Raw genomic sequence first — 19,333 nt, 5'->3', positions numbered from 1 at the left:
AATAACAAGAACAAATACTGAAAGGAATTTTTTATATGAGAAAAATAATAATCATTTCGTTACTTTTAATGAGTTTCCCGGCAATAAATTCCGCTTTTGCTAAATCAGATATAGAATATTTTCCTCAAGATCAACCCCCGAGTGTGATAGAATTAGCCTTTTTACGTGAATTAGGTCTACCAATTCTTGAAACAATGTCTTCATACGGTGATAATCAATTATTCGATTATGGAAGAATCGAAAAAATTGAAAGAAATAGACAAAATGACTACTATGATGTTAGTTTAAGGGTTATTTCTTTTGAAGGTGCGCACAATCCACCATTTAAACTAATTAACATCACTTTTCGTATACCGCCTGGTGAATCTTCAGAAAAGTATAAAGTGATTTCAAATAAGGCAGTCATTTCATATAAGGTTAAAAATATTACTCCTGAAGAAGTTGATAAGTTATCTAAATTCACTAATAACTCACAAATTTTTACTGAACATTTTCTTTCCGACACGATCTTCACATTGTTCAACATCATTAATGTTAAGTGTAGTTATTCAACCTGTATCACATCAAATTTAGGCACTCCAGAACTATATTAATTATAAGAAACAAATTTAAAGTATTGTGTCTATAAATTTCTGAATATTGTAGAATGTTATTTAAGAGCTTAGATTATTGGATTAGTCACTCTTCTAACTATAAAAAACTCAATGGAGGTATAATATGAAAATAAAGATTGCTACACTAGATGAGATTCATCAAATTGAAGTTTTATATCAAGAGCTTTTTTTAGGAATGTCAAATTTACAACCAAAATATATAAAGCCTGCAAAGCAGGATGTAGAGTTTATTAAGAATACAATTAATGAAAAAGAATCAGATATTTTAATAGTTGAAATAGATAACTGTACTGTTGGTTTTTTGCTCATTCAAGAAATAATGACTCCACCATATTCATGTCTGGTTGAACATAAATATGCCTTTATTACAGATATAATTGTTGGAAACCAACATCAAAATCAAGGTATTGGTTCATTTTTGCTATTAGAAGCGAAAAAATGGGCGAAAAATCGTAATTTGGATTACTTGGAGTTGAACGTATTATCTGAAAATATTGGCGCAATTACTTTATATGAAAAACAAGGTTTCAAAGATATGAGCCATACTATGCGTTTTGAATTTGAGTAAAAAAGCTATACAGAACATTATCATGTGAGGAGCTGTTGATTACAGCTCCAACGACTTTTGACTCTCCCTTTATAAAATCCAACTTTAACTTTAAAAACAACTTGTACCCCTTACTGCACAATATCTTTCGATTATTACTTAATTTTCATCGTTTAAAAAATCCAGTTGAATTAATTGCATTACTAATTACCATTAATCGTCTTTTCAGCGGCAACGCCAACCATTTTTTAAATTTCAATACTTATACCCCCGCCTTGTTGTTAAATTTCATCATAGAGAAAGGTAGTGTTTCATCAGGAGTGAATTTAATGTTGTTTGCGTCTTCTAATGTTTTCTTCGCTTCTTTGATACAGCCATAATATAGACCGCTTCCTGAAAACCAATTATCCTTTATGATTGTTTTGTTACATTCCTCGTGCAAATGAAAATTCATGCGCTGATCGTCTTGTTTGGCAGTGCAAGCTACCGCACTTTTACCTTTGTCTATGATTTTTGTACAACCAAAGCACGTATGCTCTTTCCGCGTTTTCACTAGTCGTTTTGTTCTTATATCTATCATTAGTGATCTCCCCTTTGATTCACTTTTCCTTTCAAACTTTCAATCTGCTTTCGATTTAGTTTCGATACACTTATCGGAAGACCGTATTTCTTTCGCACTTCTTCGCGTGTCATGTTATGCGCTAATCGACAGTGTGCTGTCGTGATGATAATACCTATATGGTTGCAATCCTCGACAGGACACTTGATATATCCACCATGTTTAGCACTCCAATATGGTTCAGCCATCATGATTCACCCTTTACAAAATTTTTAATGTGATAAATTTCGATTTATAAATTCATAACAACGTTCGATATCCCTAAAGACCTCTTCAAATTCCGCTTCTTTTTCTACGACATAGAATCTTTCAGTTCTGCTAATTTGCAGTTCTCCTACATGTAATGCTCGCTCGATTTGCAAAGCTTCTAACCGTTGAAATATCCAATCATTCTGTTGAATGCTAGTATCACAATCAAAAATATTTAACTGTTGAATTAAGGACATACCCAACACGCTCCTTACACCTTATTGCTGCACTAACTTTTTCGACCGATCTAAATTGAGCGCTGCTAAATAATCAACAGGAATGCCGTTTCCCGATTTCACACGTTTACAGTTTTCTCTAAAGAAATCGAGCGAGATTGATTTAGAACCTCGTCCAGCATTTTGGTTTTCATATGCCTCTTCTAATTGTTTGAAACTCAACACATAAATTTCTGGCTCATTTTTACCTTCCAACCAAAAAGCCACTAATAAAAATGCAACTGCTCCATGCTTATTCCATGATTTCAATAGCTGATATTGATGTGGTGATAAGTTTTTCAAAGGGAAACGTTTTAACTTGATTTCCTTTGCGTCAAAGATGATTGAATGTCCTTCATAAATGCCGCTATAGTCAACCCATGTCGGTGTATCAAGATGTCCTGTTACTTTGTTTCCTTCAGTATTTAAAATTTTTACTGGCGTAGGTACTTTTCTAATATCTGCTAACCAAGCGTTTCGATATTGGTTATTTGTCATTTCTACTAAAATTTCTAACTTCGCGCCTCTATTAGCGTGACTTCTGCTATATGTTTTTCTCAATGCTTTCAATCCTTTCTGCAAGTGCGGCTCAATATATGAGCGCTTATTGTTATCTAATTTTTTTAATGCTCATGATGACGTAATCTTCTGGAATGCCGTTTTCTCCGCCTTCTTGTAAGTAAATGACTCTAACCTCTACCGAACTGCCTGTATACAATATAGTTTCAGGATCAAACTCATTTATTTTCAATTTGTCTCCTACTCGGAAGTTTCTGTTATTGAAACCACATACAAATGTTTTCAACCCTTTTATTACCGCTTCAAATTCATCTGGATAGCTGTCTAATTCATGCGTCATAGGTTTTTCTTTTTGTTCCGACTCAATGACTTCCTGCCGCTTCTCTTTTGCTATAGCTGGCGTAAGTGGTTTACTTTCCTCTCGCTGCTCGACTAACACCTCTTGTTGTTTTTCTTCTGGAAGGCGTGACAACTCATAGGCAGTTGTAATATTGATGTTTTCCTTGGTAAATTCCTCTTTTAACTCTGTTGTAAGGTTCTTATTGATGCTTTCCATACGTGCAACCTGCGCAGGAGATACTTTCATGAGCTGCGCAACGATCGCTCGTTTTCGCCCTGATATTTGATAACCACTTTTCTTTAAATTATTAAGTAGCTCCTGTAGTCGTGCTGCTTGATAGGTTTTTTCAGCATCGGTTAATTCTCTAGCTGTGGAATTGGCTAATATGAGTTGCAATTCAGCTTGAATATCGTCCATTGATTTCATAATCTTGCATGGTATCTTTTTAAATTGTTCATTTCCTTCTGAATACAACTCTTGCATAGCTTTTAATCTACGGTGACCACTTATGACCTCGAAACCTCTATCCCGCTCACGAACTAACAAGTTTTGTTGAAGCCCCATTAATTCAATACTGGCTTTAAGCTCTGCTACATCTTCAACGGTGTACTTATTCATTTCGGATGGTCTTAACTTCTCAATCGAAATATGCTCTATCTTGAAAGCAAACCCTTCATTCTCCACCGCTTCTTTTGACTTCTCATTCATTAGCTGGCTTAGATTGAATTTCATGTGTTCGTCCCTCCTTTTTGTGTCCGAAACTAGCACATTTCTAGGTATTCTTTGACCAATTTTTCATAGTCTTGTCCAGCAGTTGACTTCTTGTAGTCTAGGAGTGGTTTTCCAATGAATGTTGTTTCATCTACCTTTACCGTTTTTCTAATGACAGTGTGGAAAAGTGGATAACTTGTGGATGAAGCCAAATATTCGTTCCCCTGAACATTTACACCATTTTTCTGGAACATCGTAATGAAGCAGCCTTTAAAAACAATGTTGTCGTTAAACTCTTTGACATCTTCTATTTGATCCACCAGTAGCTCTAAACCATCAAACGCAAACTTATCCACTTTAATTGGCACCAATACGTCGTCAGAAGCTACAAGAGCGTTAATGACTGTCATATTAATGTCTGGTGCGTTATCAATAATGCAATAATCGTATTCATTATTTAACTGCGCTAAGGCTTTACGTAGTCTAGTTTGTTGTGGGCGCGATACGTCTAGTAGTATTTCTTTGTTGGCTCGTAGCAAATTCATATTAGCGGGAATAATGTCTAGCCCCTCGTATGTCGTAAGCTTAATAACGCTCTTTATGCTGCACTCTCTATCTGTCAGCAAATCTGCTAAACTCTTATCATCGTCATTATGCAAATCAAAAAATTTAGAGGTATTCCCCTGTTTATCGTTATCAATCAAAAGCACTTTTTTGCCATGTGCTGCCACTAATGTATAGGCAATATTTATAGCAGATACGGTTTTACCCACTCCGCCTTTAAGGTTGATTATGCTAATAATTTTCATATATCCAATCTCCTTTTCTTTTCTACTAATGTTTCCACTGTATCTATCCGCATCATTTCCACCTGAATATACGCACCACTTACGTAATCCGAAAATGACACATTCATATTTTTGAATTGATAATTTTTATATATCTTTTCAAAAATCTCTTGCGCATTAATTTCTTCTGTTGCGATTTTAGCAGCACGTCTACGCGTTAACTTCGTGTCCGACACGGTTACTTTAGGTTTTTTGAGATTACGACTAGGTGTATAGCTCTTCATCGTTTTTGGCCCTCGCTCTTTAACCAAGTACGTTCCTAACGGCTTGAAACTCTCACCTCTCGAATCTAAACGATCCGAACTCGCCCTCCCTCTATTCCACAGAAATTCAGCCATTTCTCTATCAGGAAAGTTAGTCACCATATGATGATGTGCACGCACCTTCTCGCCGTTACGCGTATGTTCTGTTGTATAAATATATTTCAACTCAAAATCAGCATATTGCTCTTGTTTCTTTAGCCAATTCTTCAATCGTCTGATGTAGTTCTGCATATCCTTTTTAGCTTGCGCATGGTCTTCTGGTACATTGTGGCTATCATACGTAATTGTCATGTATAAATCGTGATAGTTTCTAAAGTTCACACTTATCAATCTTGCTACATGTTTTTGTCTATTTTTTTCATTCAGCTTTGCTTGTGCCTTGCTGCTATTTTTATCCCTCTTTACACGTTTCCCTTGAGGTATCTTCCAATACGGGTACGCTTCTATCTCTAAAACAGGACCACTCCAAATACTTTTCACACGATACCCAGCAATAACTTTGTTTAGTAAGCTATCCTCGCGCATTTCCGTAAGCTCTGACTCACCAAACTCTTCTTCGTATGCTGCTAAAACATGTTTCACCTTATGCTTTTTATTCTTCATGGCTACTCTCTCCCATTGCGTTAATAATCTATTAACCTTGTTAGTTTTGGATTGTGGTCGTAAACCTAATATCCATTACAAGGACGTAATTGACTATTTGCCATGAAGGTTGCTATACTAGCTATAAGATATTTGGCAAAAGTCAAATGAGCCGTACTAACTGGTCAGGTGGGTACGGCGTTTTTTTATGTTTTGAATTAGTATTACTTACTTTTTTTAAAGCCCTTGCGATTGCTCACAAAGGCTTCTTTTTCTGTTTTGTGTTCCAAAATATTTCAACACCCATATGGAATGAACTTTTTTTCCTAGCAGAAGCTAAAGCCTCCTGTTTGGTCATGATAGGCTTTGTAGCTGCTGTCGTTATATCCCAGCCTAATTTTTTCACCCTATTTTTAAAAGTGCCGTAAGATATCCCGTTACTATCTGCTAGATTGATTATTTCTACAGGATAAACTCTTCTTGTTGAAACAGAGCGTTTAACTCTTTCCTCGCGGGGAATAGGTGGTACAGTCGCTGCACTTTCTATATCCCATCCTCTTCTAACTCGCTCACGAAAAGTTTGTAACTGTATATCATTGCTTTTCGCCTTTTCCAAAATTTCTCTTGAAAACCTATTCTTCTTTTGGACAGGTGTATTAAGCGCCCTTTCTTTGCTCCATCCACGTCCCCTGATACGATCATTTACACATTCACGACTAATGCCATTCCTTTTAGCTATTGCATAATCATCATCTGTAATGTAATAGTCATAAGGATTTTTAGTCACTTTGTTCACCCCTTTTCAAGCTCATTCATTTATTACGGTGCTGGGATAGTACGTGGTCGTCCTGTTTCACGATGAACAATCAACCAACTATCCGTTAACTTTTTGATTTAAACGAAAACTAGCTATATATTCTTTTTTCCTGTCTTGTTAAATTGCGTGGTCTTTTCAATGGAATGTACCCCCTTATTGATTTTTAATGACTTGTCCATCATTTGGATAAGCCTTGCTAGACACTTTATCCGCTTCTTGTTATAATCGGATTAATCTAAATCTGACGCTTTAGACCGTACTGTTTAATCGCTACAACGATTAAGCAGTTTTTTATGTCATAAACTTGGATTTGCATTTAATTTAACTACTTTCGCTGGATTTCCTTGTTTGCATAATCGTTTAGCAGTCTCAAATAAATTGTTACGACGTTGTGCTTTAATCTGATTTTCTAGGTGCTCGATTTTAGAAACACTTTCTTGTAATACTGCTATACGTTCCCTCACTGAGTCATAATCACCATCACGCAAATGCCAATTAATCGCTGTCATAACATCCTCACAACATGCTATTTCTTTTGAAAGTTCCAATTCTATTAAATCCTTTTCTTTCATCCCATCACCTCCAACAACTGACTTAGTTGAAAAATTCACGAACACTAGATTTTTCAGACCCGCTTCGTACGCTTGTTGTAGCTGTTCAATCATCCTTACTCCTCCTAAGTTCTACCTTTCTGTTAAACTATTAGCAGAAAGGTAGGTGATAAATATGACAAAAAATGAACTTCTCCAAAATGCATTGTTAGAACTACGTGAAGCTAGCTTATCGATACATTCAAAATCGTCAGATTGGCATGAAACTATGGATAAATACAACATGCTATTTTTAGGAGAAAAATTTAACAAAATAAGCTCTATTGAATTAACACGTACATTAAACAATTATTTTTCAATGGATATTACAGGAGAAGAGTTAATTCAAATCCTCCCAGAAACTTGTAAACTTTTGAACATATACTTTGAGGCATTAGTGTCAGCTGAGAACCATACTAAATTAACCGGATATTATATTATGCTTCACTAATAATTGATTCATCTGTGTATCTTCTACTTTTTCTAAACCCACGCATTCACGCGCTTGATTCAAAGTTATTCGAGTACCAATAAGTCCCTTTTCAACTTCTACAGAGTTACAGTGTTTGTTTTCCTTCTCCTCACTTGTTGTTCCAGCAACTTGTGAGGTTTTTTTATCTTTTTCCAAAGATCTCGCCTCTCTTTCTAATTGATTAATGTTGCTACCGTCATATCAGCTATAAGGACCTATATACCGTCATTGGCTCGGTATCACAGCGCTTTGGTTATTTGGTATAATTCACCTAGAAAGGTTGGTGATAAAAATGGATATTGCAACTATTTATTTTTCTGATGGAAAATCTATAGAAGTAAAAGAAGGACAACTTTTTATGAGTATTAAATCTATCAATAACGAGAAAGAAAAGTTAAACTACGCTTCTCAAAGCAATACGTTTGAACTATGGGGTCATACTCATGATGGTTTAATTCCAAGCATCCTTGAATTACTTTTTAATTCCGAGTATTTTTTCGAAATTGATATTCCATCGGTTATTTATAACTCAAAATCTGTTACAAGAATTGAAAATCATTAATCATCCGCCCTCTGTATATGGAGGGCATTTTTTTCATCCTCAATTTTAGAAATTGCCATATCCACTAGATGTACTAAGTTTTGTGTTTCTGAATTGTAGCTCAATGATTTTTTTATACGAGTTAATTCTTGTGTTAAATCGATATACCTGTTTGATTTTTCTTTTAAATGAATTAACAACAATGCAATATGTTCTTGTTGTGTATTCGTAATTTTTTCAATCCATTCGGATAAAAAACTTTTATCTACTCTATTCGATTTACCTTCCACACTTCTCACCTCACTCACATTCTTATTAACGTTGCTACCGTCATTTAAGCTATAAGTCCGAATATGATTTATACCGTCATTGGCTCGGTATCACAGCGCTTTGATTAGTTATGTATGAAGATGACTTCACATCAAGCAGCTTGTAAGTGTAAAGTCCTTAGAGGAACGGCTAACCAACCTTTTACAAACTGCTTGACGTGAGCGAGCTTTGTACCTCACAAACGTCTAACTTACTGCATGTTGATGATTTAATTTGCTTTGTATTCTTGCATTGATCCTCCTAACCATTTGTCGATATCATCTAAATCAAAAATTAAAATTCTATCGGCAATTCTGATATGCGGAATCTTTTCTTCTTTAATTAATTTACTGATAGTAGATTTTCCAATCGGACATTCAACAGAATCTAGATATTCTAATAATTTATCTATTGTCCTTACTCTTCTCATCAAGATCCCTCTTCCTAAACCTAGTATCTATTCATTTCAAACCAATTAATTTATCCACTCAATTTTTAAGCAATACACTCACCTTGTTCTTTTTTCATTAAACGCATCGTAATTTGAGCACCTTGTATCATTAGAAGAAATTCATGTTGCTGTTGCTCCGTCAACGTGCTTAAAAACGCGTGAATTTGTTCAACGGCTGGCTTATCGTTTATATTGCAAATTACTTCGTTCATCTGCTCCACCTCTTGTATTTCATTTGTGATAACTATTAATCACATATTATCACAAACGAAATTTATGTCAATGATTTAATATAATAAAAATTGATTAATAATTTCATTTGTGATAATTTGAATGTATAAGGAGGTGTAGACATGTTTGAAAGATTAAAAGAAATAAGAGAGTACACTAAATTAAATCAAGCAGATTTCGCAAAATCACTAGGCATGGGACAATCTACTTTAGCAATGTTAGAAGTGGGAAAACGTGAAATATTGGATAGGCATATCAAGACTGTTTGCTCCATTTATAACGTCAACGAAACATGGTTTCGAACTGGTGAGGGTGAGATGTTTGTTCAGTCTGAAACTTTTTCACTGGATGAATACGCAAAAAAAAGCAATCTCACGGAATTAGAGATCGCTATCATGAAAGGTTATATGGATCTTGATCGAGATGTACGCGAAACGTTACTCCATCACGTAGAAAAATTGTTTAGCAACCGCTCCGAAACGGCTGCCACAGTCGAGGATGAAATCGAGGCTGAATTAGGAAGCTATCGTCGCGAGTTAGAAGCTGAGAAAAAAGCAAGAAAGTCATTAGCTTCACAAAGGCGCGAAACAAGTTAAGAATGAAAACTAAAATCGATAGGATTTAGACGTTTGGCCAAACGTTTTCTAAAATCAAAAAAGAGTAGCTTTTTGGCTACTCTTTCTTACAATTTAAGGAGGAATGTACATGGCTAGCTACGAGATTTTGGAACCTACAAAAAAAGGAGAAGATCGTATAAAAATCACTGTAGAAGAAGGATACGATGAGAGAGGTAAGAGAATTCGCTTTACGAAAACTACTCGTATGAAAAGTTTGTCTGATCGTGCAATCAAAAAAGCGATTAGAGAATTTGAGTTAGAGGTAGCAACATCAAATAAAAACGTTCATTTAGATAACATTACATTTGAAGCATTTGTTACAGATAAATGGATGGAATTACATGTGAAGAAAAATTTACGTATACGCACATATCAAACTTATAGCACCACTGCAAATAATTATATCATTCCTTATTTTAAAAATATGAAATTAAATAAAATCAAAACTATTCATATTGAGGAATTTTTTGCTCACGAGATATCTGAGGGTAGAAAAAATCTCAAAGGTAAATATCTCATTCTAAAAAGCATTTTCACAAAAGCCATCACTTGGAAAATGATACACAAAGATGATGATCCAATGACTGGTATTAAAGAGCCTAATGATGGTAAACGTAATCGCGAAAAATATTACTATACAGAAGAAGAACTAATTAACTTGTTCAAAATATTAGATAAAGTTAAGTTAAAACAAAAAATAGCAATTAAAATGGCGGCTGTACTCGGACTAAGACGTTCTGAAATCTTAGGAATACGCCACCACTGTATAGACCTTAAAAATAATACAATTTTAATCGATGCTCAATTACATTACGACCAAGAAGATAAAAAATTTTTATTAGGACCTCCTAAAAACGGACAAGCCAGAACAGTAATGGTGCCTTCTAAATTCATGGAGGAGATTAAAGAATTTACCGAAGAGCATAGACAATTAAAAGAACAATGCGGAAGTGCCTGGGAACCTGCATTAGATGAAAAAGGAGAACCAATTGATTTGATTTATACAAATCCATATGGTTATCCAAATCATTTAAATAGTATTACAAACGAATGGAGAAAATTATTAGAACGTAATAATTTTACTTACATCAATTTCCACGGTTTAAGACATTCATTCGCTAGTTTTATGGTTGCTAAAAACTCGAACTTTAAGGTGATTCAAGAGCAGCTTGGTCACTCGGACATTCGTCAAACAATTCAAACATACAGTCACTTAACCAACGAAGATAAATTAAAAGAAGTTTCGAAATTTGATAATATTTTATAACATTGGTCACTTTTTGGTCACTTAATGAAATCTCAACGCATATCTAACGCCTGAAACCACTGGATTTTCTTCTTTTTTATTTTATAGATGAACAATTGAAGCATTTAGACTGCCTATAAAAATCGTCTGTCTATGAATAATTTGATTTTTTACATTTAGAAAAAGAACTACGAAATGCTCCTGGTTCAGTGAAGTCATATCAGGCATTAAATAGGTAGCGGCATCTTGAGGTGAACGAATCGTATATTTTTCATCGCTATGTTTCTGTGCGAGACGTCTACCGAGTTCAATTGCCGCTAATAATTGAATGGCTTTAACCTCACCAATTCCTCTAATAGCAACCATTTCTTCTATTGTTGCATGTTTCAAATGATGTAAACGCTCAAAAACACTTAGTACGCGATTGGCAAGTACAAGAACAGACTCTTCTTTAGTGCCTGTCCTTAGTAAAATAGCCAGTAGCTCCTGATTCGATAAACTCATAGCTCCTTGTCTCCGTAGTCTTTCACGAGGTCGATCCTCTATATTAACGTCTCGTATCATCGTCCTTGGTAAAACATCATTTGGCAAAAAAGTCTCACTCCTTCGCAAATTGGATAATATTGAGTGCTACCATTTGCGTAAACAACGCTGCAAGTGGTAAGCCGACAACATTGTTATAATCACCTTCAATTCGTTTTACTAGAAGGGTTCCAGCAGTTTGAATGCCATAACCACCTGCTTTATCAAATGGATCTCCCGAATCTACATATGCTTCGATGAGCTCCTGCGATAAATGATGAAAGACAACATTTGTCTCTTCAACAAATATAGTTTCATTACCGTTAGGTTCAATAATGGCAACAGCTGTCATGACCGCATGACACTTACCTGATAAACGCAATAAGTGAGAAATTGCCTCCTCACGATTTTTTGGTTTGTGGAGTAGCTCATCAGCATAAACAACAATAGTATCTGCTCCAATAATTGTTGCATTTGGAGCTTTTTTCGCCACATCACGTGTTTTCAAAAGAGCTACACCTTTTACATAATCTTGCATTGTAGTTGCCTGAACGCTTGTCTCTTCTACTTCACTAGTTATTATGTCGAATGGAAGTGATAGCATAGCAAGCAATTCCTTTCGTCGTGGTGAAGCTGAAGCAAGCACTAGCTTGTGATTTGTTTTAAACATTATCTGACCATTCCTCCTTATTAGTTATCATAACGGAGAATTGGGGATTTGAAAATTTTCTAAAAATCAAGATAATGCTTATTTCACAATCTTTTGTGCTTAAAATTTCACTTGAAGACAAGCATTTTTCGATTTGTAATGGGCAAAAACTTGTAAGCGAACGATGCTGATATCGGTTGAAATAGACGAGGCTGCCGCTCCAATAGATTGCCAATCAGCAGGCAACGTAGAATCCTTCGATTTATCCTTAAAATTTAATTTTGTTGCATTTTTGTCAGCTAGTACAGATGGAAGTTCTGCAATCGTTGCCTCCTTACAACTGTCACCGCTCAAAGTAAATGCTTTTTTAAAGGTTGCAGGATCTTTTAAAAAGACAAGCTGATTTTCATCTGTTACCACACTTGTCCAAACATAAAATTTTCCATCAACCTCGACAACGGCACTTTCTTTTAATGTAGGATGTTCGGATACAAACGAGCTCGCACTTTCATAATTTGAATAGACCCCTGCTTGACTTGCAAAAAACATGGGTCCGTTTGTTGCTCCTCCCGCTGTTGGAATTGTTTCTCCGGCTGAATTACCATTATTACTTTTATTGGCTACCTCAGGGCTATCATTTTTTAACGAAAATTTAGTACTTGCTTGAAGAATACCTAAAAAAAGGGCTACACCAAAAAGTCCGACTATACCTCCAATAACCATCGCTCGAAATACTTGTTTTTTCATCACATGACTGACAATTTTCATTCGATCATCACCTCTTTCTCCAACGTATCAAAGTAAATTTAGAAAAGACGATATTGTTTCAATTTGATATATAAGTATATGTATAAAAGGATGTGTAAATGCGAATTTACTACATTTTGATTTAATAGTTATTTTCGAAGTTTTACTGCAAAATTAAATATTTTTGTAACGAAAGGTTTACTATAAACAAAAAAGATCAAGCGTGTTTATTAACCATTTTTATCCACTCTAATTAATTAGAAGGCTCTGATTTCCGCTACGGGCTACTCGCTTTGTCGCTGACGCTTCGCTTTCGCGCAGAGCAAGGCTTCCTGCGGGCGAGCGTCGAGCCGCTTCCTCCGCTGCGCTCCGTGCAGGGTCTGGTCTGTCTCGCTTTCCCGCGGGAGTCGAGTAGCCCTACGCTACAATCAGTTAAAATGGGCATACATTAGCAAAATATCAACAAAAAAATCCTTTTATCAGCCCATAAAAACCTATATTTCCCTAATCAACACGCCTGAAAAAAGATCAAAGAACAATTTTACTCAAATAGTCCATCGTATAAATTATTTTTCACACTAAATAAAAAAATCAGGACTCATTTTTTAATGAGTACCTGATTCTTTATTGTAAATATATTTTCCGAACAACTATATGTTAAATATTTTTTAATCTACTACGTACTTCCGTTAATAAATACAACGAACCCGATACAATAGTTCTCGATTTACTTTCTGACTGTAGTTTTAAAAATTGCACATAATCTTCTAAAACTGTTTTATGAGAGGCGTTGGACAGCTCAAGCATGTCGTGAGCAGCCATCGCACGGGGATTATTGAAATCAACAAAGTAAAAACAATCACTTACCTGCTCAAGTAGTTGCAAAATCTCTTTTACAGCCTTATCAGCAAGAATACCCATTACAAACGTAATCTGCTCATCTGGGAACTCCTGCTTAATCGTTTCTATTAATTTCTCAGCACTCGCTGGATTATGCGCACCGTCTAAAAAAATATAAGGCATAATTTCTTCAAAACGTCCTAAAATGGTTGCGTTTTTCACAGCTTTTTGAATAGCTTCTTTACTAACTTGTAACTGCAATGAGGTCACCACTTCAAAAAAGGCTGTAATAGCTAGTGCCATATTATTCGCCTGATGAGCTCCCTTCATTGTGCGTGTAAGCTTTGTTATACGGGAGCCGTTGTCATTATGCCCATAGCTCTCTCCATCATTCTCTTGTTCCACATAAAATTGATGATTTAGCTCAAAAACGGATGAATGTTTTTTTTGAGCTTCCTGATAGACTATATTCTTCGCTTCTAACGGTAGATCACCGATAATAACTGGACGATATGGCTTAATAATTCCTGCTTTATGATAGGCAATACTTTCAATCGTATTTCCTAAATAATTCGTATGCTCTAATGCGATACTCGGTATGATTGACACAATTGGTGTAACCACATTCGTACTATCGAGTAAGCCCCCCATACCTGCTTCAATAAGCGCAATATCTACATTACTAGCAACAAAATGTAAAAATGTTGCAACAGTTAACAGTTCAAAATCTGTTAGTTTCCCACTTAGTCCGGCTGCCTGCATTTTTTGGAATACATCATTCATTTCCTCTTCTGAAATAGCTTGACCCTCTACTTGAATTTGGTCATGCACGTCCACAATACAAGGAGACATAAATTTACCAACACGTAAGCCATGTTCTTTGGCGATAGATTCTAGAAATGTAAGTGTAGAGCCTTTACCGTTAGTCCCTGCTAAATGCACGACTTGCAATTTGTTTTCTGGATTACCTACTCGTGCCAATGCCTCTTCAATCGCTGTTAGACCAGGTTTAATAACATCATCACTCTGAACGTTCCACTTTTCCTTGTAGTTATTCAATTTCGGGATCATCGTTGTTCCCCCTGTAGCCATTGTCGTATTTCAGCTATAAAATACAATGAGCCTGTAATGACGATAACATCTTCATCATTTCTTTGATGCAGCATCGTTTGAACCATTTCACGCCAATCCGCATTATACATTTTGTTCGTATTTGTAGATAATGCAGCTAATTGATCAGCAGGCATAGCATTCGGGAGCTCAATTTGTGTAAATGCAATTGATGTAGCAACACTATCCATTAAAGCAATACTTTTCGCATGATCTTTATCCGATAATGCTGCATATATAAATCGATAGTTTTGATGTGGATAGACCGTTTTAAGTGTTTGAATTAGTGCAGCAGTTCCTTCAGAATTATGTGCTCCGTCTAATATAATATTGGCCGGTAATTGCTCAAAACGGCCTGCCCACTGAGCTTTTGTCAAAGCTTGACGAATTGATTCATCTGAAATGTCAATGGCTCCATTCTCTCTTAACGTCAGGGTTACTGTAATCGCAAGGCTTGCATTATTTATTTGATGCGGCCCAGCCATTTTTAATGGGACAGCTACCATCTCCACATTTGCTTTTCGGTAATTAAAGTGCTGTATATTAGTACCTTGTTCAATGTGTTCAACCGTAAAGTCCTTCCCTAAAACAAGACATGAGGCATGACGCTCATTTGCTACCTCCTCGATAACAGTAAGTGCCTCCTCACTTTTAACACCCACTACAACAGGTATATTTTCTTTAATAATGCCCGCCTTCTCAAACGCTACCTTTGCTAATGTATCTCCTAAAAACGCAGTATGTTCTAGTGAAATCGTTGTAATAATTGAAATTAGGGGCGTAATGACATTCGTAGCGTCTAAACGTCCACCCAGTCCTGTTTCAATCAGCGCAATATCCACTTCTTGATCCGCAAAATGTTGGAACATAATAAGTGTTACAACTTCAAAAAAGCTCGGAAAGTCACCTTCATAATGTGTCTCAATTATCTCAGCAATTTTGTTCATATAGTGTAAAAATTGTTCATCAGAAATTTGAATTCCATTAATAGTCATACGTTCATTAACACGCTCTAAATGGGGTGAAGTAAAGGCGCCAACTTTATACCCAGCATGTTGTAACATTTCTCTTAGCGCATTCACTGTTGATCCCTTTCCATTTGAGCCTGCTAAATGGATAGCTCGTAACCTATCCTGTGGGTTATTAAGAAGTGCTAATACCTCTCGCATCAATACGAGCGGTGCACGTTTATGATCAACTGCCTTTAACGTAAAAATAAAATCTGTACATTCTTTCATCGTTTTAAACAAAAGAAACACTCCCTCTTACTACAATATCTCTATTTTAGTATAAGTAGCGCCTGATACACATACATTTCGAAAAAAATTCTTGTACTACGAATGAAAGCTAAAAAAAACACAGTTGCATATAAAATCAATTTCGCCTTGGTATGCTGTCGCTACAAAAAACATTTGCAAGATGAAGATAAAAAACAGCGGATGACTTTCGCCATCCGCTGTCCAAAGGTTACATATTTTTCAGTTCTTCTAAACGTTTTAATACAACCGAATGTTTACTTTCGTAATCGGCTAATTTTTCACGTTCTGCATTCACTAATGCTTCTGGCGCTTTGGACACGAATTTCTCATTCGATAACTTACCAGTTACAAGTTTGACTTCTTTTGCCCATTTCTCTAATTCTTTTTCAAGACGAGCAATTTCTTCTTCTAGATTAATTAGTCCAACAAGCGGTAGGAATAGCTCAGCTCCAGTAACTACTGCTGTCATTGACTGACCAGGAGCTTCTAAACTTTCTCCAATTGTTAGCGTTTCTGGATTACAGAATTTTTCTAAATATGCTTTATTGGCTTCAAGTACTGTAGCCGTTGCAGCATCCTTCGCTGAAATATATAGCGGCACTTTTTTGCTCATAGGTGTATTTACTTCCGCACGAATATTACGTACTGAACGTATAATATCCATTAGGAGCTTCATATTGTCCGCTTCCTCTGCAAAATGAAGCTCCGTACGTACAGTTGGCCATGCTGCCACTGTGATTGATTCACCTTCATGAGGTAAGTGCTGCCAGATTTCTTCTGTAATGAATGGCATGAATGGATGTAATAGACGCATAGTTTGATCTAAAACGTAAGCTAAAATAGAACGAGTTGTTTTCTTAGCTGCTTCGTCTTCACCGTATAACGGTAATTTCGCCATTTCAATATACCAAGAGCAGAAATCATCCCAAATGAAGTTATAAAGCTCGCGGCCAACTTCGCCAAATTCGTAGCGTTCTGCAAGAGATGTTACACGTTCAATTGTTTCATTTAAGCGAGTTAGAATCCATTTATCGGCAACTGATTTTTCACCAGTTAAGTCGATTTCATCAAATGTCATACCTTCCATGTTCATCAAAGCAAAACGAGAGGCATTCCAAATTTTGTTAGAGAAGTTCCAAATTGCTTCTACTTTTTCAGTTGTATAGCGTAAATCTTGACCAGGTGAAGATCCAGTAGCTAAGAAGTAACGTAATGAGTCGGCACCATATTGATCAATAACGTCCATAGGGTCTACACCATTGCCAAGTGATTTACTCATCTTACGCCCCTCACCATCACGTACTAAACCGTGAATTAATACATCTTTGAATGGGCGCTGACCTGTAAATTCAAGACCTTGGAAGATCATTCGAGAAACCCAGAAGAAAATAATATCATAACCAGTTACAAGTGTGCTTGTTGGATAGTAACGTTTATATTCTTCGTTTGTCTCATCTGGCCAACCCATTGTAGAAAATGGCCATAGTGCTGACGAGAACCATGTATCTAATACGTCTTCATCTTGTGTCCAATTTTCTGCATCTGCTGGTGCTTCTTTTCCTACGTAAATTTCACCTGTTTCATTGTGATACCAAGCTGGGATTTGATGACCCCACCATAACTGGCGAGAGATACACCAGTCGCGAATGTTTTCCATCCAGCGAGAATATGTGTTTTCGAAACGAGATGGTACGAAGTTTACTTGCCCTTCTTCATCTTTTTGAAGAGCAAGTGAAGCATCAGCGAGTGGTTGCATATTTACGAACCACTGTGCTGAAAGATATGGTTCTACAACAGCACCAGAACGTTCAGAGTGACCTACTGAATGTGTATGCTCTTCAATACGGATAAGCACGCCCGCTTCTTGTAAATCAGCTACAATTTGCTTACGGCATTCAAAGCGATCCATACCGTTATACTTGCCAGCAAGTTCGTTCATTGTACCATCTTCATTCATGACAAGAATGCGTTCTAGGTTGTGGCGGTTACCAACCTCAAAGTCGTTAGGATCGTGTGCTGGTGTCATTTTTACAACCCCAGTACCAAATTCCATTTCTACGTAGTCATCTGCTACGATAGGAATTTCACGGCCTACGATTGGTAAAATAACTGTTTTACCGATTAAGTGTTGATAGCGCTCATCTTTCGGGTGAACGGCTACCCCAGAGTCTCCTAGCATTGTTTCAGGACGTGTAGTCGCAACTTCCACATATCCTGAGCCATCAGCTAATGGGTACTTCATATGATAGAATGCACCTTGAACATCTTGATAAATAACTTCAATATCTGATAATGCTGTTTTTGCAGCAGGATCCCAGTTAATAATGCGTTCGCCACGATAAATTAAACCTTTTTCATATAATTGAACGAAAACAGTTTTAACTGCATCAGAAAGACCTTGGTCGAGTGTGAAACGCTCACGAGAATAATCTAATCCAAGACCAAGCTTCGCCCATTGATCACGAATATGCCCAGCATACTCTTCTTTCCATTCCCATGTTTTTTCGAGGAATTTTTCACGACCTAAATCATAACGTGTAATATTATCTTCTCGTAGTTTTGCTTCTACTTTTGCTTGTGTCGCAATACCTGCATGGTCCATTCCTGGTAACCAAAGTGCATCATAACCTTGCATGCGCTTCATACGAATTAAAATATCTTGTAATGTTGTATCCCAAGCATGGCCAAGATGTAGTCTACCTGTTACATTCGGTGGTGGAATAACGATAGAATAAGGCTCCTTTTCACTTGTAGGCTGCGCCTCAAAAAATTTCCCTTGTAACCACCATTCATAACGACCCGCTTCAATGGACTGCGGATCATATTTTGTAGGCATTGAAATGTTTTCTGTCATTTTGACTCCTCCTGTTGATTTATTAATTTTACCGGTGTGAGATCGTACCAATCGTTCTGTTTTTATGTCTCAGGTAGAGGCACATTTACCAGAAGATTAATGAAAATAAAAAAAACTCCTAACGTCTAAAAGGACGAAGGAGTTTAAGTTCGCGGTACCACCTTTAATTCCAGCAGAGGCGAGTTAAGCTGTCACACATTTCATCAGAAAAAAAATGTACTACTTGCTTAAACCTTTTACTACTGGCTCTCAATTCGGTAACGGTGTTTAACCGGCTTTAACTACTGTTAGTTCACTAAAGCTGCTCGAGGGCTACATTCAATTAGGTACAAATAGAAACTTTTCAGCTACCGTTTCCTCTCTTAAAATGTACTAATAATTTACTCTTCCCTGTCATAGCATCTATATTCGACTTTTTCACATTGTACCGCAAAATCGTGCATTTTTTCAAGTGATTTAGTCATTTTTTAGGAAGCACTACTAGAAAAGGAAGTGAAAATTCAAATGCGACGACGTAAGTATAATCCTTGGCTTTTACCACCATGGTTACGACAATTTCGTTTTTATTGCA

The 19,333-nt window shown here is 36.3% G+C and carries 24 protein-coding genes, 1 pseudogene and 1 other annotated feature; of the genes and pseudogenes, 6 read left to right on the top strand and 19 right to left on the bottom strand.

Annotated features, from left to right (window positions below; all coding sequences use genetic code 11):
- The first annotated feature begins 35 nt into the window (after positions 1-35).
- On the top strand, positions 36-593 hold the full coding sequence (locus ABH968_RS01100; RefSeq protein ID WP_370041782.1) for a hypothetical protein: 558 nt from the start codon (positions 36-38) through the stop codon (positions 591-593).
- 124 nt (positions 594-717) lie between these two features.
- On the top strand, positions 718-1,182 hold the full coding sequence (locus ABH968_RS01095) for a GNAT family N-acetyltransferase (protein WP_370041780.1): 465 nt from the start codon (positions 718-720) through the stop codon (positions 1,180-1,182).
- A 241-nt stretch (positions 1,183-1,423) separates the two neighbouring features.
- On the opposite strand, the gene ABH968_RS01090 is transcribed toward ABH968_RS01095, so the two are convergent.
- The 9 genes from ABH968_RS01090 to ABH968_RS01050 form a co-directional block, all read right to left on the bottom strand.
- Complete coding sequence (locus ABH968_RS01090; RefSeq protein WP_370041778.1) at positions 1,424-1,741, bottom strand: hypothetical protein; 318 nt, start codon at positions 1,739-1,741, stop codon at positions 1,424-1,426.
- Positions 1,741-1,968: a hypothetical protein gene (locus tag ABH968_RS01085; RefSeq protein ID WP_370041776.1), complete on the bottom strand. Its 228-nt coding sequence runs from the start codon at positions 1,966-1,968 to the stop codon at positions 1,741-1,743. Before ABH968_RS01085 ends, ABH968_RS01090 begins: the two co-directional genes overlap by 1 nt.
- Before the next feature lie 24 nt (positions 1,969-1,992).
- Complete coding sequence (locus tag ABH968_RS01080) at positions 1,993-2,226, bottom strand: hypothetical protein (protein ID WP_370041774.1); 234 nt, start codon at positions 2,224-2,226, stop codon at positions 1,993-1,995.
- 21 nt (positions 2,227-2,247) lie between these two features.
- Positions 2,248-2,805, bottom strand: a complete 558-nt coding sequence (locus ABH968_RS01075) for a Holliday junction resolvase RecU (protein ID WP_370041772.1) — start codon at positions 2,803-2,805, stop codon at positions 2,248-2,250.
- A 49-nt stretch (positions 2,806-2,854) separates the two neighbouring features.
- Positions 2,855-3,835: a ParB/RepB/Spo0J family partition protein gene (locus ABH968_RS01070; RefSeq protein ID WP_370041770.1), complete on the bottom strand. Its 981-nt coding sequence runs from the start codon at positions 3,833-3,835 to the stop codon at positions 2,855-2,857.
- A 29-nt stretch (positions 3,836-3,864) separates the two neighbouring features.
- Positions 3,865-4,623 (bottom strand): ParA family protein, encoded by a 759-nt coding sequence (locus tag ABH968_RS01065; protein ID WP_370041768.1) that lies wholly within the window; start codon positions 4,621-4,623, stop codon positions 3,865-3,867.
- The gene (locus ABH968_RS01060) at positions 4,620-5,528 is read right to left on the bottom strand and encodes a rolling circle replication-associated protein (RefSeq protein ID WP_370041766.1); all 909 of its coding nucleotides are present in this window, start codon (positions 5,526-5,528) and stop codon (positions 4,620-4,622) included. The genes ABH968_RS01065 and ABH968_RS01060 overlap by 4 nt, the downstream gene beginning before the upstream one ends.
- 235 nt (positions 5,529-5,763) lie before the next feature.
- Positions 5,764-6,294 carry a hypothetical protein gene (locus ABH968_RS01055; protein WP_370041764.1) on the bottom strand — a complete coding sequence of 177 codons (531 nt, stop codon included), beginning with the start codon at positions 6,292-6,294 and terminating at the stop codon, positions 5,764-5,766.
- Positions 6,295-6,620: 326 nt separating this feature from the next.
- Positions 6,621-6,989: a hypothetical protein gene (locus tag ABH968_RS01050; protein ID WP_370041762.1), complete on the bottom strand. Its 369-nt coding sequence runs from the start codon at positions 6,987-6,989 to the stop codon at positions 6,621-6,623.
- A 61-nt stretch (positions 6,990-7,050) separates the two neighbouring features.
- Between ABH968_RS01050 and ABH968_RS01045 the strand changes: the two genes are divergently transcribed.
- Positions 7,051-7,365 carry a hypothetical protein gene (locus ABH968_RS01045; RefSeq protein ID WP_370041760.1) on the top strand — a complete coding sequence of 105 codons (315 nt, stop codon included), beginning with the start codon at positions 7,051-7,053 and terminating at the stop codon, positions 7,363-7,365.
- Here ABH968_RS01045 and ABH968_RS01040 read toward each other — a convergent pair.
- The gene (locus ABH968_RS01040; RefSeq protein ID WP_370041758.1) at positions 7,336-7,542 is read right to left on the bottom strand and encodes a hypothetical protein; all 207 of its coding nucleotides are present in this window, start codon (positions 7,540-7,542) and stop codon (positions 7,336-7,338) included. The two genes, ABH968_RS01045 and ABH968_RS01040, sit on opposite strands and share 30 nt — an antisense overlap.
- A 136-nt stretch (positions 7,543-7,678) precedes the next feature.
- On the opposite strand from ABH968_RS01040, the gene ABH968_RS01035 reads away from it, so the two are divergent.
- The gene (locus ABH968_RS01035) at positions 7,679-7,948 is read left to right on the top strand and encodes a hypothetical protein (protein WP_370041756.1); all 270 of its coding nucleotides are present in this window, start codon (positions 7,679-7,681) and stop codon (positions 7,946-7,948) included.
- Here the strand turns inward: ABH968_RS01035 and ABH968_RS01030 are convergent.
- The 3 genes from ABH968_RS01030 to ABH968_RS01020 form a co-directional block, all read right to left on the bottom strand.
- Positions 7,945-8,217 (bottom strand): hypothetical protein, encoded by a 273-nt coding sequence (locus tag ABH968_RS01030; protein WP_370041754.1) that lies wholly within the window; start codon positions 8,215-8,217, stop codon positions 7,945-7,947. The genes ABH968_RS01035 and ABH968_RS01030 overlap by 4 nt on opposite strands.
- Positions 8,218-8,465: 248 nt before the next feature.
- Complete coding sequence (locus ABH968_RS01025) at positions 8,466-8,666, bottom strand: helix-turn-helix transcriptional regulator (protein ID WP_370041752.1); 201 nt, start codon at positions 8,664-8,666, stop codon at positions 8,466-8,468.
- A gap of 65 nt (positions 8,667-8,731) precedes the next feature.
- Complete coding sequence (locus ABH968_RS01020; protein WP_370041750.1) at positions 8,732-8,899, bottom strand: hypothetical protein; 168 nt, start codon at positions 8,897-8,899, stop codon at positions 8,732-8,734.
- Positions 8,900-9,040: 141 nt separating this feature from the next.
- On the opposite strand from ABH968_RS01020, the gene ABH968_RS01015 reads away from it, so the two are divergent.
- Positions 9,041-9,514, top strand: coding sequence for a helix-turn-helix domain-containing protein (locus tag ABH968_RS01015; RefSeq protein WP_370041748.1), 474 nt, complete (start codon positions 9,041-9,043; stop codon positions 9,512-9,514).
- A 109-nt stretch (positions 9,515-9,623) separates the two neighbouring features.
- Positions 9,624-10,802, top strand: a complete 1,179-nt coding sequence (locus tag ABH968_RS01010) for a tyrosine-type recombinase/integrase (protein WP_370041746.1) — start codon at positions 9,624-9,626, stop codon at positions 10,800-10,802.
- Positions 10,803-10,889: 87 nt separating this feature from the next.
- Here ABH968_RS01010 and radC read toward each other — a convergent pair.
- From radC to ABH968_RS00980, 6 genes and pseudogenes are all read right to left on the bottom strand, one after another.
- Positions 10,890-11,345, bottom strand: a pseudogene (gene radC / locus ABH968_RS01005) (RadC family protein); the annotation flags it as partial.
- A 34-nt stretch (positions 11,346-11,379) separates the two neighbouring features.
- Complete coding sequence (locus ABH968_RS01000) at positions 11,380-11,973, bottom strand: Maf family protein (RefSeq protein ID WP_370041744.1); 594 nt, start codon at positions 11,971-11,973, stop codon at positions 11,380-11,382.
- A 99-nt stretch (positions 11,974-12,072) separates the two neighbouring features.
- Positions 12,073-12,720, bottom strand: a complete 648-nt coding sequence (locus ABH968_RS00995) for a hypothetical protein (protein WP_370041742.1) — start codon at positions 12,718-12,720, stop codon at positions 12,073-12,075.
- 636 nt (positions 12,721-13,356) lie between these two features.
- A complete protein-coding gene (locus ABH968_RS00990) occupies positions 13,357-14,610 on the bottom strand; it encodes a bifunctional folylpolyglutamate synthase/dihydrofolate synthase (RefSeq protein WP_370041740.1) in 1,254 nt (417 codons plus the stop codon).
- On the bottom strand, positions 14,607-15,899 hold the full coding sequence (locus tag ABH968_RS00985) for a bifunctional folylpolyglutamate synthase/dihydrofolate synthase (protein ID WP_370041738.1): 1,293 nt from the start codon (positions 15,897-15,899) through the stop codon (positions 14,607-14,609). The genes ABH968_RS00990 and ABH968_RS00985 overlap by 4 nt, the downstream gene beginning before the upstream one ends.
- A 217-nt stretch (positions 15,900-16,116) precedes the next feature.
- Entirely contained in the window at positions 16,117-18,762 is a 2,646-nt protein-coding gene (locus tag ABH968_RS00980; protein ID WP_370041736.1) for a valine--tRNA ligase, read from the bottom strand.
- Positions 18,763-18,888: 126 nt separating this feature from the next.
- Positions 18,889-19,168: a binding site (T-box leader), on the bottom strand.
- Positions 19,169-19,333 lie beyond the last annotated feature (165 nt).

Source organism: Lysinibacillus sp. RC79 (assembly GCF_041262405.1).
Classification (GTDB): domain Bacteria; phylum Bacillota; class Bacilli; order Bacillales_A; family Planococcaceae; genus Lysinibacillus.
This window is presented reverse-complemented; position numbering and strand designations above follow the sequence as displayed.

Excerpts from the sequence above, each read along its gene's own strand:
- ABH968_RS01100 (WP_370041782.1), top strand. The coding sequence starts at position 36 with ATGAGAAAAATAATAATCATTTCGTTACTTTTAATGAGTTTCCCGGCA.
- ABH968_RS01095 (WP_370041780.1), top strand. The coding sequence starts at position 718 with ATGAAAATAAAGATTGCTACACTAGATGAGATTCATCAAATTGAAGTT.
- ABH968_RS01090 (WP_370041778.1), bottom strand. The coding sequence starts at position 1,741 with ATGATAGATATAAGAACAAAACGACTAGTGAAAACGCGGAAAGAGCAT.
- ABH968_RS01085 (WP_370041776.1), bottom strand. The coding sequence starts at position 1,968 with ATGGCTGAACCATATTGGAGTGCTAAACATGGTGGATATATCAAGTGT.
- ABH968_RS01080 (WP_370041774.1), bottom strand. The coding sequence starts at position 2,226 with ATGTCCTTAATTCAACAGTTAAATATTTTTGATTGTGATACTAGCATT.
- ABH968_RS01070 (WP_370041770.1), bottom strand. The coding sequence starts at position 3,835 with ATGAAATTCAATCTAAGCCAGCTAATGAATGAGAAGTCAAAAGAAGCG.
- ABH968_RS01065 (WP_370041768.1), bottom strand. The coding sequence starts at position 4,623 with ATGAAAATTATTAGCATAATCAACCTTAAAGGCGGAGTGGGTAAAACC.
- ABH968_RS01060 (WP_370041766.1), bottom strand. The coding sequence starts at position 5,528 with ATGAAGAATAAAAAGCATAAGGTGAAACATGTTTTAGCAGCATACGAA.
- ABH968_RS01050 (WP_370041762.1), bottom strand. The coding sequence starts at position 6,989 with ATGATTGAACAGCTACAACAAGCGTACGAAGCGGGTCTGAAAAATCTA.
- ABH968_RS01045 (WP_370041760.1), top strand. The coding sequence starts at position 7,051 with ATGACAAAAAATGAACTTCTCCAAAATGCATTGTTAGAACTACGTGAA.
- ABH968_RS01035 (WP_370041756.1), top strand. The coding sequence starts at position 7,679 with ATGGATATTGCAACTATTTATTTTTCTGATGGAAAATCTATAGAAGTA.
- ABH968_RS01025 (WP_370041752.1), bottom strand. The coding sequence starts at position 8,666 with ATGAGAAGAGTAAGGACAATAGATAAATTATTAGAATATCTAGATTCT.
- ABH968_RS01020 (WP_370041750.1), bottom strand. The coding sequence starts at position 8,899 with ATGAACGAAGTAATTTGCAATATAAACGATAAGCCAGCCGTTGAACAA.
- ABH968_RS01015 (WP_370041748.1), top strand. The coding sequence starts at position 9,041 with ATGTTTGAAAGATTAAAAGAAATAAGAGAGTACACTAAATTAAATCAA.
- ABH968_RS01010 (WP_370041746.1), top strand. The coding sequence starts at position 9,624 with ATGGCTAGCTACGAGATTTTGGAACCTACAAAAAAAGGAGAAGATCGT.
- ABH968_RS01000 (WP_370041744.1), bottom strand. The coding sequence starts at position 11,973 with ATGTTTAAAACAAATCACAAGCTAGTGCTTGCTTCAGCTTCACCACGA.
- ABH968_RS00995 (WP_370041742.1), bottom strand. The coding sequence starts at position 12,720 with ATGAAAATTGTCAGTCATGTGATGAAAAAACAAGTATTTCGAGCGATG.
- ABH968_RS00990 (WP_370041740.1), bottom strand. The coding sequence starts at position 14,610 with ATGATCCCGAAATTGAATAACTACAAGGAAAAGTGGAACGTTCAGAGT.
- ABH968_RS00980 (WP_370041736.1), bottom strand. The coding sequence starts at position 18,762 with ATGACAGAAAACATTTCAATGCCTACAAAATATGATCCGCAGTCCATT.